The organism is Citrobacter sp. RHBSTW-00671, assembly GCF_014103415.1.
Lineage (GTDB): Bacteria > Pseudomonadota > Gammaproteobacteria > Enterobacterales > Enterobacteriaceae > Citrobacter.
In genome coordinates this window covers 1,170,634-1,184,863 of record NZ_JABXPR010000001.1, presented here as the reverse complement: position 1 = coordinate 1,184,863, position 14,230 = coordinate 1,170,634, and the positions used below count along the sequence as shown (strand labels likewise).

Here is a 14,230-nt window from a genome sequence, read left to right as displayed (position 1 = left end):
TAACAAAATTATTACAAAAACGCCTACCGGGGACGATAAGCGTTTGGCGGGAAAATGGGATGGGGTGAGAATTAATGCAGCACAGTCACCGCATCTTCCAGGCGACCGGCACGATGTTTTACCATTGCTGAAATCTGCGCGCTCTCTTCGACCAGTTCGGCATTTTTCTGCGTAATATTGCTCAACTCATTTACGGCACGGGTCAGGCTGGAAAGTCCATCTGACTGCTCCAGCGTTGAATGGCTAATTTGAGCAATCAACTGCGTCACGTTCTGGACCTGCGCCACAATATCATCCATTGTCCGCCCTGCGGCATGAACCTGATCGGAGCCGGACTGCACCTTGTCGGCGCTGGCATCAATCAGTTTACGGATGTCATTTGCTGCGCTTGCACTACGACTGGCAAGATGGCGTACCTCTCCGGCCACTACCGCAAATCCTTTTCCTTGTTCGCCAGCCCTGGCCGCTTCAACCGCCGCATTCAGCGCCAGAATATTTGTCTGGAAGGCGATATCGTTAATCAGGGTCGTGATAGTGCCGATCCGTTGGGTGCTGTTGGCAATATCGTCCATTGTTTTAATGACCGTATCCATCGCCTCACCGCCCTGTGTCGCCGCGCTGCTGGCGGCAATAGACAGCTTGTCAGCCGCCGCTGCCGTCGCAGAGTTTTGCTTCACCGATGCCGCCATCTGATTCATGGTGGTGACCGTTTCCTGCACATTCTCTACCGTCTGCTGCGTATGCTTGTTTAAATCATCACTGCCTTTCGCCAGCGTTTCACTGTCGTTACGCACACAGCTGACCTGACTCGACACGTCATGAATAAGCCAGCGGCACATTAACCCTAACTGCCCCACCGCCCGTAGCATCAGACCCAGTTCATCGCTACGGTTAAGATGGGTCACGCTGTTGCGCTCGCCAGTCGCTACTTTCAGTGCCTGCTGGGCAACATTCTCGATTGGACGCACAATCTGCCATTCGAAAATAACCGTCGCCAGCATCATCACCAGCGCGCTCACCAACAGTTGCGGCCATTCAGCCCCCATCTGCTGTAGCGCAGTTGCCAGGATGACAAACATGAAAGCCATGACACTGCGCACCCGCCAGCGAACCGGAAGCGACGGGAGTTTACCCAACCAGCCTTTACGTACCACCAGCCCCTTATGGACGCGCCGATGACAGCGGCCTTCATTGAGTGCTTTATATAAAGGTTCGACCGCCGCAATTTCCGCTTCCGTCGCCCGGGTACGGATCGACATATACCCGGTTACGCGCCCTTCCCGCACCATCGGCACCGCATTGGCCCTCACCCAGTAGTGATCGCCATTCTTCCGCCGGTTTTTCACAATACCGCTCCACGGTTCCCCCTGTTTCAGGGTGTACCACATATCCGCAAACGCCGCTTTCGGCATGTCCGGGTGACGAACCAGGTTGTGCGGCTGAGCAAGCAATTCATTCAGCGGATAGCCGCTGACCTGGACAAAGGTATCGTTCGCATGGGTGATATAGCTTTGTAAATCGGTGGTCGACATGAGGGTGATATCATCATCCAGCGGTGTATTTTGCTGACTAACGTAGGGATGAGAAGACATGGTTGCGTCCTGTGCAGGTTATCTGGTTGTTAACTCTTTCGGCTTATGTTATTTCGGCGCTAATCTTTTTAACTTTAGTTGTTAAATTTGATTTAGATCGCAATTTGCGATTAAACCTCAAAATTTGTATGTTTTCTAATTCATTGATTTAAAATACTTTCATTACGTAACTATTCAACACACCTTCACTCTGCGCACCGCAATAGTGCAATTTTCGCCCACTTTTAGCGCAATAACGCGTTTTTCCCGTCGGTTTTACGCACGTAAACCTGGGCAAAATGCCAGCAAATGTTAATGTTTGAGATTAAATGTTGCACAAGCAAGATCTTCCCTGGTGTTTATCCCGATTTTCGTTAAGCGCGTCGGGATGGCGCAATCCCTGCAATACTTAATTCAGTATCATGTGATACGCGAGCTCCGGGAGCATATTTTGAACAGGTTACCTTCCAGCGCATCGGCTCTGGCCTGCAGCGCACACGCACTGAATCTCATCGAGAAGCGAACGCTTGATCATGAGGAAATGAAAGCACTAAACCGAGAGGTGATTGATTACTTCAAAGAGCATGTCAATCCGGGGTTTTTAGAGTATCGAAAATCTGTAACTGCCGGCGGGGATTACGGAGCCGTAGAGTGGCAAGCGGGAAGCCTGAATACGCTTGTCGACACCCAGGGACAGGAGTTTGTCGATTGCCTGGGAGGTTTTGGAATTTTCAACGTGGGGCACCGTAATCCAGTAGTGGTCTCCGCCGTACAGAATCAACTCGCGAAACAACCTCTGCACAGCCAGGAATTACTTGACCCATTACGGGCCATGCTGGCAAAAACGCTTGCTGCACTGGCTCCCGGAAAACTGAAATACAGTTTCTTCAGTAACAGCGGGACCGAGTCAGTCGAAGCGGCGCTAAAACTGGCGAAAGCGTATCAATCGCCGCGCGGTAAATTCACATTTATTGCCACCAGCGGAGCCTTCCACGGTAAATCGCTGGGGTCGCTATCCGCCACCGCTAAATCAACCTTCCGCAAACCGTTTATGCCGCTGCTGCCGGGCTTCCGCCATGTTCCTTTTGGCGATATTGATGCCATGCGCACCGTCCTGAGCGAATGCAAAAAGACCGGCGACGATGTTGCCGCCGTGATTCTGGAGCCAATCCAGGGGGAAGGAGGCGTGATCCTGCCGCCGCAAGGGTATTTAACCGCGGTACGTAAACTTTGCGATGAGTTTGGCGCGCTGATGATCCTCGACGAAGTGCAAACCGGCATGGGGCGCACCGGCAAGATGTTCGCCTGCGAACATGAAAACGTGCAACCTGACATTCTGTGTCTGGCCAAGGCGCTTGGGGGTGGCGTGATGCCAATTGGCGCGACCATTGCCACCGAAGAAGTGTTCTCCGTCCTGTTCGACAATCCTTTCCTGCATACCACCACGTTCGGTGGCAACCCGCTCTCATGCGCGGCGGCGCTGGCAACCATTAACGTCCTGCTGGAGCAAAATTTACCCGCTCAGGCAGAGCAGAAAGGCGATATGTTGCTGGATGGTTTCCGTCATCTGGCGCGTGAATATCCGGATCTGGTACACGACGTTCGCGGTAAAGGCATGCTGATGGCGATTGAGTTTGTCGATAATGAGATTGGCTACAGCTTTGCCAGTGAAATGTTCCGTCAACGAGTGCTGGTCGCCGGAACGCTGAATAACGCGAAGACGATCCGTATCGAACCGCCGTTAACATTAACGATCGAGCAATGCGAACTGGTATTGCGATCAACCCGCAAAGCCCTGGCCGCATTACGGGTGAGCGTGGAGCAGGTGTAACAACCTTACCCGGCCTATAAAAGACACCCTTTTGTAGGCCGGATAAGGCGTAGCCGCCATCCGGCAATTAGCCTAAACTTAAACAATCCGTACCCCCGCCGGCATGATGCGTTCAGGCGTCAACAGCACGCTTTCACTGCCATCATCAGTTTCGGCGCACAGCAACATGCATTCAGAGGTTTCACCGCGCATTTTGGCCTTTTGCAGGTTACACAGCACCACTACCGTTTTCCCCATTAGCTCCTCTTCGCGATAATACGGCACCAGACTGGTTACCGTTTGCAGCGTTCTATCGCCGACATCAACCTGCACGATATAGAGCTTATCGGCATTCGCGTGGCGCTTCACTTGCGCTACTTTTCCAACACGTATTTCCATCCGGGCAAAATCGGCAAAGGCTACGGTATCCATATCTCTCTCCTTAGTAAATTTTTACTAAAAAATAGTCGATTTTTCGTGGAAGATAAAGCGCGAAGAATTTACTAAAAACAGATGCATCTCATGGGGCTTCATTTACAATAAACAGCCCATGCGGTCGAATGGTGGAATGAAAGGCAAATATGGCAACACTTAAAGATATAGCTGCGGAAGCAGGCGTTTCTCTGGCAACGGTTTCCCGCGTTCTGAATGACGATCCAAACCTGAATGTGAAAGAGGAAACCCGGCATCGTATTCTGGAGATTGCAGAAAAGCTGGAGTACAGGAGCAGTTCTTCCCACAAAATGCAGGTGAGTGTTGCCAGTCAGCACCACATCCTCGCACTTTACAGTTACCAGCAGAAGCTGGAGATCAACGATCCCTACTATCTGTCTATCCGCCACGGTATTGAAACGCAGTGTGAAAAGCTGGGTATTGAGCTCACCAACTGCTATGAACATCATGTGCCACCCAGTATCAAAAAGCTGACGGGTGTCCTTGTGGTTGGGAAGGCCAGCGATGCAATACGCCAGACCGCCACAGCGCTAACGGACAATATCTGTTTTATTGATTATCAACCGCCGGGCGGCGGTTACGATTTCGTTGATACCGATCTGGTACGCATTAGCCAGGAGATCATCGACTTTTTCATCAAACAGGGGGCGACACGCATCGGTTTTATTGGTGGTCAGGACGTGCCAGGAGAAGCGGATATCCGCGAAGTTGCCTTTGTGAAATACGGGCAGCAGAAAGGTGTCGTTTCAGAAATGGATATCTACCGGGGCGGTTTCTCCAGCGCATCTGGCTATGAACTAGCCAAAAAAATGCTGGAAAAACAAGATTATCCGTCAGCCTTGTTTGTTGCTTCTGACTCTATCGCTATCGGCGTATTACGGGCAATTCATGAAAATGGGGTCCGGATTCCGGAGCAAATTTCGCTCATCAGCGTCAATGATATCCCTACCGCGCGTTTTACCTTTCCCCCACTCTCCACCGTGCGTATCCACTCTGAGATGATGGGCATTCAGGGTGTTAACCTGCTGATTGAAAAAGCGCGCGATGGCCGCGTGTTGCCGCTTCAGGTCTATGTCCCCAGCCAGCTGAAACTGCGCGGTACAACCCGCTAGCGTTCGCTTTGCCCGATAGTGTCGTCGGGCAAATCCTCCCTTCCTCACAGCCCGTCAATTTTCTCTATTTCGTGATCGAGTTAAAGTAAATCGAATTCCTCTATTTTATTTAGTAAAAAGTTTACTAAAATAATTACCTATGGTGTCGTTGAGCACAGGCTGTTAACGGTCGATTCATGCGTAAGGAAAGAAAATGAGGATTATCGATAACGTAGAACAGTTGCAACAACATACGCATACGAAAAATCACTGGCAGCGTTGCGCAGAGGTGATAGGAAAGCTCGATAGCCTCTCTCCCGGTGTGGTTTACTCGCAGGGAGAGACGCTGAACTACGACGTCAGAATCGACAGCACAACGGATGCCCTGTTTATCGGCCATCGCCGCTGCATTGAGGTGCATTACTTTTTACAGGGCACACAAAAAATCGAATACGCGCCGAAAACCCAGCTACAGGAAATTGACTGCTACCGGACAGACACCGACCGTGAATACCTGAAAGGTTTGGGACAAACCGTACAGGTCAACGCTGGACAAGTATTCATCTGTGATACTGACGAGGCATATCGATTCATTACCCACGCTATCGTGAAAAAATTGGTTATTAAAATCATCACGGAAGAGAACACCAGGCTGGTATAAACAGACTATTGCGCCAGTGCATGGTAAACGCATTTATTTATATTTTATCTGAATTATATAAACAAATCGCATAACTAATTCATATCATTGATAGTTTTAAATTACAAATGCCATAAATAATATCTGGAGATGTATTATGAGCGTCGTTGTCTCTGACAAGCAACAGATTATTTCTTTATATACAGAACACGATCATGTTCCTGCTGTATTGGAAGACCATCGTATCAATGGAATTAACAAAGAGCTGCCACGACCATACCTGTTCCCCTTTACCAGCCAATATCTGGCAATCAAGAATATTCCCGCCGAGGCCAGTAATTTTCTGTCTCTGAATGGGATCTGGAAATTTAACTGCGCGAGCAACCCACGGTCCAGACCCAAAACGTTTTATGAAGAAGATTATGATGTTTCGACCTGGGATACCATTCAGGTTCCAGGCAATTGGGAAGCACAAGGGTTTGATAAAGCGATTTATATTGACGAGCGTTTTCCATTCACCACCAACTGGCCAGAGATACCGCGCGACTATAACCCGGTGGGGTCTTACCGCCGTACATTTTACCTCGACCAACGCTGGTCTGGACGTGAAATTTTCCTGCAACTGGCCGGAGCCAGAACCGCATCGTTTATCTGGATTAACGGCCAGCGCGTAGGCTATACCCAGAATGCGAAGAACCCAGCTGAATTTAATATCACCCCCTATATTCGGGAAGGGGAAAACACGATTTCGCTGCAAATTTATCGTTGGTCTAACGCCAGTTATGTAGAAAAACAAGACATGCTGGATATGTCTGGCCTTGAACGGGAAGTTTTTATCTATTCGACAGCGAAAACACGTATTTATGATGTGTATTGCAAGCCAGAGTTGAACGATGATTTTACCCAGGGAATATTAAGCGTTAGCGTGAGCCTAACTCACTACGATAGCCATCCAGATAATCTGTCACTGAATATCAAACTGCTGGACGACGCAAATAATCTGTCTGTATTAATAGAGTACAATCAACCATTTACGCGTAGCGGAACAACACAACAGTTTAGCTTTAGCGATCGCCTGCAGAACCCTCGTTTGTGGAGCGCAGAAACACCTAACCTCTATACATTATTACTGACACTCACCGATCAGCACGGTGAAACCATCGAAGCGACCAGCCATAAAATAGGTTTTCGCAAAGTACAAATCATCAACAGCCAGCTTACGGTAAACGGTAAAGCGATCAAAATAAAAGGGGTTAACCGCCACGAACTGCACCCGACGCTAGGGCATGTGCCTACGGAAGAAAACATGCTGACCGATATTCGGCTCATGAAAGAGCACAATATCAATGCGGTACGCACCAGCCATTTCCCCTGCCATTCACGCTGGTATCAGTTATGTGATGAATATGGCATCTACATTGTTGATGAAGCGAATATCGAATCGCACCCGTTGGCGCTAAAGCCAGAAACGCAAATTGGCGATACCGAATCCTGGATACCCGCACACTTAGATCGCGTACAGGCTATGGTTGAACGCGACAAAAACCATGCCTGCGTTATCGTTTGGTCGATGGGCAACGAGGCCGGAACCGGACGTGTCTTTGAAACGCTTTATCAATGGATAAAAGAAAAGGACGATAGCCGCCCAGTCCAGTACGAACCTGCCGGTGAAGCACACTATAGCGACATTGTGTGCCCGATGTACCCGACCCTTGAACGCCTGGAACAGTTTGCCCGGCAAGGTAACGATCGTCCAATGATTATGATTGAGTATGCCCACGCCATGGGTAATTCCGTCGGAATTCTGCGCGATTACTGGAACATAATCGACAGCCACGACAATCTGCAGGGGGGCTTTATTTGGGAGTGGATGGATCACGCGCTGGCATTAACCAACGAGCGTGGCCAAAAATATTGGGGATACGGTAAAGATTATCACCCGGATAAACCCAGTGACGGCAATTTTTTGAACGATGGTCTGGTCGCCGCTGACCGGGTTCCGCATCCTCATATGGCGGAAGTGAAAAAGGTCTATCAGCCTGTCTATTTCCATGCAATAAATCCGGCATCAGGCCTGTTTGAAATAGAAAACCGATACGATTTTATCGACCTGCGCCACCTCGATATTCAGTACAGCCTCTCTGAAGACGGGCAGCAAATCGCCAACGGCAGTCTGGGTTCCCTTTCCCTTGCCCCTGGCCTGCGCCTTTCAGTTAATGTTCCCGTAGCAAACCTGGCGCTTCAGGAGAATAAAGAGTACCTGGTGACACTCAGTGCCGTCACTAAAAACGAAGCACCGCTTATTGGCAGTGGCTATGAAATTGCCTGGGAGCAGTTCAGCATCACGCCTCCCGCTACGTTTCATATCTCCCCTGAGGCCTATTCTCTTGCTCTCTCGGTACAAGAAACGTCTTCTGCTATTGAGATCACTGGATCTTATTTCTCTCTTGCGTTTGATCGCCTCAGTGGTCGTATGGATCGCTTTACCGTTAGCGGAAAAGATCTTCTCCTTACCGGTATCGAACCAAATTTCTGGCGTGGGCTCACGGATAACGATCTGGGCGCCAGACTTTTCGAAAAGTCTGCAGTCTGGAAAGATGCCGCTAAGCAGCGCGTATTATCCGACCTCAACGTATCGCAGACCGCCAGCCACGAAGCGATCGTGACCAGTGAATTCTCGCTCCCCACCGTGGACTGCAAATATGTGCTGACCTACACCATCTATTCGACCGGTGAGATGCGTGTCAGCGTTGATTTTATACCGGGCACTCGTGAGCTTCCTCTTTTACTGCGTATGGGTACTCAGCTGACATTGTCCAGCGAATTTAACTATATCCAGTGGTTTGGCCGTGGTCCGGTGGAAACCTATGCGGACAGAAAAGGCGCCAAAGCGGGTATCTACGGCGGAACGACCTGGGCGCAATTTCATGCTTACCCGCGACCACAGGAAAGCGGCAATAAAACGGATGTTCGCTGGGTGCGTATTGTCAATCACGACGGGCTTGGTCTGGAGGCCATTGCCGACTCGCAATTATTAAATACCAGTGCCTGGCCTTTCGCCGCCAGTGAGCTCGATTTTGTCGCAGACAATAACGGCAGTAGCGCATCCGGGTTAACACCATTATCACGCAAACATGGCGTTGATGTTCAGCCAGGAGATATCACCACATGGAACATCGATTTAGCGCAGATGGGCACAGGTGGTCAAAATTCATGGGGTTCTTTGCCCCCCAAGGATTATCAACTACCGGCCCAACCTTATCACTATGATTTTTATTTACGCCCGGTACGTCGCAATACGTAAGGTGATTTTTATTTCTCCCCTTTTCGAATGTCCGCTACCGGGCATTCGAAATGCGCTTCTAAATAGAACTATATTGATACATAAGTAAAGGGAAATGGTATGTCTGAAAAATCCGATGCAAGATATCAGATGTCATTAATAACATTCCTGTTTTTCTCCATTGCCGGAGGAGGATTTGTTCTTAAAGGCGTTGTAAGCCAATACACTGACTGGGGGTATAACTCCTGGTTATTATATGCTTTCGCTTCATTATTTTATGCAATTCCTTACACCTTCATGATCATTGAGCTGTCATCGATTAAAAAGCTACGTGAATCTGAGAGTGGATATCAGACATGGTTGAACCTGATTTTGGGTCGAAAACTGGGATTTATTGCCGGTTTTTTCTATTTCTACGTTAACATTTTTTATTTCGTTGACCTGTTACCTAACATCATTACCTATTTTATCTACACCTGTACCAGCGATGTTGCCTTTGTTACCGCATTAACCAATCAAACCTGGTTTAAGCCGGTGATCAGTATCACTTCAATCGCGCTGTTCTGGCTGGCAACATGGGTATCGATGAAGGGGCCAAAATGGCTATCGCGTGCGCTGTCGTTCTCTGGATACGCCGGATTTGCACTGACGATGTTGTTCATCATCGCGGCAACCTGGAAGCTATCTTCCGGTACGGTCACATTTAACGGAACGCCGATTGCGCCAGAGTATTTACAGCACATTGATTTATCCTGGTCAAAAATAGCCTCAATGTCATGGGCCTTGCAATCGTTAGGTGGGCTGGAAGCATTAGCGGCATACAAACGTAACATTCGGGGTGGCGATCGTAACTTCAGAACTGGGTTAATTCTTAACGTATTTATCTTCTCAGGTATCATTGTTATTTCGTCTATCCTGATGAATTTTATTTTACCTGCAGATCAGGCCGCCAACCTTGGCTTGTTATCCGCTATTTACGTGGCCTTCCAACAGTTAGGCTTCCCCGACTGGTGGACCAACGTCATCGCCTTATTCCTGATGATCACCACCCTGTGCGGCTCGCTGATGTTATGGACCGCCGCACCGGTTAAAATGCTGTTTGTTGATGCGCCCAAAGGTATCTTTGGCCATAAACTCTCTGAGGTAAACAGTGAGGGTACGCCAGTCAATGCCCTGAAGATGCAGGGTGTCGTGGTCACAATTATCATTATCCTGTTTATGCTGGGTCAGTTTAACTCTGAAATGAATACCATCCTCGTGGCCGTTAAAAATCTTGATGGCGGGGCGGCAACAATTCCTGTGCTGTTTATGGTTGCAGGCTATATCAAGCTACGTATGAAGCCCAACCACCATGACTACGTCCGTGATTTCCACTTCCTGGGAAAAGGGCGTTTTTGGGCACTGTTATCCGTTGCACCAATAGTTATTATTTTTACTGCCTCGACGGTTGCGGCATTAATTCCAGGACCAGAAGACTGGAGTGCAAACTTTATGGGCGCATTAATTCAGGTCATTCTTGGACCGGTTAGTATTATTGCCGTGTTCTATTATTGCAGTATTATGTATAACCGCTGGAGGATCAAAAACCCTCACGATAACTCACTCTTTAATAAAGTTTAACTTTAATTTCCGTTATAGATTTATTGTTTAAAGCCCGCCTCGCCGTCAATAACACGACAGCGCGGTGGGCTTATGAATGATATAACGGCATGAGTAATATAAAAATATAATAATTTCTTCTGATGGAATAGAAAAATGACATTTAATCTTAATACCTCCAGGGTACTGATCGCCCTTTCCTTTTGTTGTTACTTGCCTCTGGTTGTCGCAGCAGAAAGCATTCCTGCCGAACATGACGACACCAAAACGCCAGAAATCACGAATACCGAACCTTCATATCGTTTTTATGGCGAGATAGGGGTGGGAGGTTATACGGCGCTGGAGGGGGATTATAAAGGAAAATACGAAGACGGCACTTATATTGAAGGTGGCGTGGAAGGTCAATATGACCACTGGTTCGGGCTTATATATGGTGAAGGGTGGACAGTACAGGCAGACCACGATGGTAATGCCTGGGTGCCCGATCATGGCTGGGGTGGTTTTGAAGGAGGGATAAACCGCTTTTGGGGGGGGTATCGTACCGATGATAAAACCGAAATTATCCTGAGCCTGCATAACGACTCTTCCCTGGACGATCTGCAATATTGGGCAGATTTCACACCAGAGTTTGGTTATGAACTTCCCAATACCCGCGATATTGCCACAGCAGTCAAAGTACAAAACCTTAGCGGTGATTTCCGTTATAGCATCATCGCGACACCGGCTGGTCATACCGATGAAGATAAAGCGTGGCTGCATTTTGGTAAATACGATCGCTACTCCGATAAATATATCTACCCTGCAATGGCAAACGGCTATATCCAGTATGACTTTATGAAAGATGTCACCTGGATGGGCGGAACAGAAATTACCGATGGCACCGGCCAGCTTTTTGTCACCGGTATTCTGACGCCGAACTTCGGCGCACGTGTCTGGCACCATACCGGACGTGGCGAAGGGCTGGGTAATCCGGGAACGGAAACCGGCACAATGGTCAGCGCCATGTATGAGGCGTTTAAAGGCTTTTATCTCTCTACAGCCTACAGCTACGCGCAACACAACCTGGATAACGATCCCGACACAACCACATCCTATGCGCAATTCGGCATCTGGTACGAATATGGCGGCGGTAAATTCGCCACGGCTTTTGATAGCCGATTCAACCTGGGTAACAGTACTGACGATTCAGATAACAAAATATTCCTGATGCAGTATTACTACTGGGGTCATTAATTTCTCTGTTTATTTCGCTAAATGTGAAAAGGAGCTTCGTCATTATGAAAAAAATATATTCGTTAACCCCGCTAGCCTGCGCGTTACTATTTAGCATGTCAGCGCATGCAGCAACCGCATTCGATTTTAAAGATGTTATCGATCGCCACGGCGCACCTGAATATATGCGTGATACCAATAACGACAGCCATCAGCGCTTTAATCCTTTCTTCGATCTGGGTTCATGGCATGGGCACCTGCTGCCAGACGGCCCAAATACCATGGGGGGCTTCCCCGGCGTCGCTCTGCTAACTGAAGAGTACATTAATTTTATGGCGACTAACTTTGATCGCCTGACGGTGTACCAGAGCGGTAAAAAAGTGGCCTTCACGATGCAGGCGTACAGCATTCCGGGCGCACTGATACAAAAACTGACGGCCCCCGGCATCGAAATTAACCTGACCCTGCGTTTTGCGGATTCACACACCTCGCTGCTTGAAACCAGAATAACGAGTGATACTCCACTGGATCTGGTGTGGGATGGCGAGCTGCTGGAAAAAGTGGAGGCAAAAGACGGAAAGCCGACATCGACCAAAACCGTCGATGAAGAGTATCCAGATTATCAGCGCAAAATCGTCACCACCCGCGATGGCCTGAAAGTCACCTTCGGCAAAGTGCGTTCGACCTGGGATCTGCTTACCTCTGGCGAGTCAGAATATCAGGTGCATAAATCGCTGCCGATGAAGACGAAGATCAGTGGTCATCGCTTCACCAGCAGGGCGCATATCAAAGGTTCCACCACGTTCTATACCACTTATTCACATCTGCTGACTTCACTGGAAGTCAGTAAAGAACAGGCGCAAATCCGCGATATTCTGGCGCGCCCGACGTCTTACATGCTCGCTTCCCAACAGCGCTGGGAAGAGTACCTCAAAAAAGGGTTGAACAATCCGGATGCGACAGCCGAGCAAACTCGCGTCGCAGTAAAAGCGATTGAAACCTTAACCGGTAACTGGCGTGTCCCGGAAGGCGCAGTAAAACACAATACCGTAACGCCGTCGGTGACGGCCCGTTGGTTCTCCGGCAACCAGACCTATGCCTGGGATAGCTGGAAAATTGCCTCGGCAATGGTGCACTTCAACCCAGAGATTGCCAAAGACAGCATTCGTGCGCTCTTTGACTGGCAAATCCAGCTCAACGATCCGATACGCCCGCAAGATGCCGGGATGATCCTCGACTTAGTGACCTGGAACACGATCCCAGAGCGTGGTGGTGACGGCGGAAACTGGAACGAGCGCAACACCAAGCCCAGCCTGGCGGCATGGTCGGTGATGGAAGTCTACAACGTCACCAAAGATAAGGCCTGGCTCGAAGAGATGTACCCGAAGCTGGTCGCGTACCACGACTGGTGGTTACGTAACCGCGATCACAATGGAAATGGTGTCCCTGAGTACGGCGCCACACGGGATAAGGCTCACAACACCGACAGCGGCGAAATGCTATTCACGGTGAAACAGGGCGACAAGGAAGAGACCCTCTCCGGGTTGAGTCACTACGCAGCTGTCATCAGTAAGGGGCAGTATGACAGCCTGACGATCCCGGCACAGGAAGCCGCTGGCTGGGAATCCGGGCGTGATGATGCCGCCGTATTTGGTTTTATCGATAAAGATCAGCTGGATAAGTACATTGCCAACGGGGGTAAACGCAGTGACTGGACGGTCAATTTTGCTGAAAACCGGGATAAAAATGGCAATCTGGTCGGTTACTCATTGCTTCAGGAGTCTGTCGATCAGACCAGCTACATGTACAGTGATAACCATTATCTGGCAGAGATGGCAACGATCCTCGGTAAACCAGCAGACGCGAAGCACTATCAAACGTTAGCGAAGAAGCTGGCGGATTACATCAATACCTGCATGTTTGATTCAACCACACGATTCTTCTACGACATCAGGATCGAAGACCAGCCGTTGGCAAACGGCTGCGCAGGAAAACCGATTGTTGAGCGTGGCAAAGGCCCGGAAGGCTGGTCACCGCTGTTTAACGGTGCGGCCACACAATCCCACGCGGATGCGGTAGTTAGCGTGATGCTCGATCCGAAAGAGTTCAACACATATGTTCCACTTGGCACCGCAGCACTGACCAATCCGGCCTTCGGCGCGGACATATACTGGCGCGGGCGCGTGTGGGTGGATCAGTTCTGGTTCGGGCTAAAAGGGATGGAGCGTTATGGCTATCGCGATGAAGCGCTAAAACTGGCCGATACTTTCTTCCAGCATGCCAAAGGGCTGACGGCAGAAGGCCCCATTCAGGAAAACTATAACCCGCTAACCGGCGCACAGCAGGGCGCACCTAACTTCTCCTGGAGCGCTGCGCATCTTTACATGCTGTATAACGATTTTCTTAAAAAACAGTAATCGGTGGCATTTTGCCGGATGACGCTTCGCTTATCCGGCCGACAAAGCCACATTTTCACAGGCCGGATAAGGTGCTGGCACCGACATCCGGCAAATTCGTTCTCTGGCCCCGCTCCTTTTTTGAATCCCATCACAATCACGGCATTCCCCTTTT

Annotated in this window: 9 protein-coding genes; 7 read left to right on the top strand and 2 right to left on the bottom strand. The window is 49.3% G+C overall.

Annotated elements, in window-relative coordinates:
- Positions 1-71: 71 nt before the first annotated feature.
- Entirely contained in the window at positions 72-1,592 is a 1,521-nt protein-coding gene (locus tag HV261_RS05720) for a methyl-accepting chemotaxis protein (RefSeq protein WP_202037698.1), read from the bottom strand.
- 430 nt (positions 1,593-2,022) lie between these two features.
- Here HV261_RS05720 and ygjG point away from each other — a divergent pair, with 430 nt between their 5' ends.
- Positions 2,023-3,402, top strand: coding sequence for a putrescine aminotransferase (ygjG, locus tag HV261_RS05715; protein ID WP_167335587.1), 1,380 nt, complete (start codon positions 2,023-2,025; stop codon positions 3,400-3,402).
- 78 nt (positions 3,403-3,480) lie between these two features.
- Here the strand turns inward: ygjG and HV261_RS05710 are convergent, their stop codons facing one another.
- Positions 3,481-3,813, bottom strand: a complete 333-nt coding sequence (locus HV261_RS05710) for a tRNA-binding protein (protein WP_202037697.1) — start codon at positions 3,811-3,813, stop codon at positions 3,481-3,483.
- Between the two features lie 149 nt (positions 3,814-3,962).
- Between HV261_RS05710 and ebgR the strand changes: the two genes are divergently transcribed.
- The 6 genes from ebgR (at position 3,963) to ygjK (ending at position 14,076) form a co-directional block, all read left to right on the top strand.
- Entirely contained in the window at positions 3,963-4,946 is a 984-nt protein-coding gene (gene ebgR / locus HV261_RS05705) for a transcriptional regulator EbgR (RefSeq protein ID WP_202037696.1), read from the top strand.
- A gap of 193 nt (positions 4,947-5,139) precedes the next feature.
- Complete coding sequence (locus tag HV261_RS05700) at positions 5,140-5,586, top strand: beta-galactosidase subunit beta (RefSeq protein ID WP_202037695.1); 447 nt, start codon at positions 5,140-5,142, stop codon at positions 5,584-5,586.
- Positions 5,587-5,722: 136 nt separating this feature from the next.
- Entirely contained in the window at positions 5,723-8,869 is a 3,147-nt protein-coding gene (locus HV261_RS05695; protein ID WP_202037694.1) for a glycoside hydrolase family 2 TIM barrel-domain containing protein, read from the top strand.
- A gap of 99 nt (positions 8,870-8,968) precedes the next feature.
- Positions 8,969-10,468 carry an APC family permease gene (locus HV261_RS05690; protein ID WP_202037693.1) on the top strand — a complete coding sequence of 500 codons (1,500 nt, stop codon included), beginning with the start codon at positions 8,969-8,971 and terminating at the stop codon, positions 10,466-10,468.
- A 135-nt stretch (positions 10,469-10,603) separates the two neighbouring features.
- The gene (gene ygjJ / locus HV261_RS05685; RefSeq protein WP_202037692.1) at positions 10,604-11,680 is read left to right on the top strand and encodes a protein YgjJ; all 1,077 of its coding nucleotides are present in this window, start codon (positions 10,604-10,606) and stop codon (positions 11,678-11,680) included.
- A gap of 44 nt (positions 11,681-11,724) precedes the next feature.
- On the top strand, positions 11,725-14,076 hold the full coding sequence (gene ygjK, locus HV261_RS05680; protein ID WP_202037691.1) for an alpha-glucosidase: 2,352 nt from the start codon (positions 11,725-11,727) through the stop codon (positions 14,074-14,076).
- Positions 14,077-14,230: the final 154 nt, after the last annotated feature.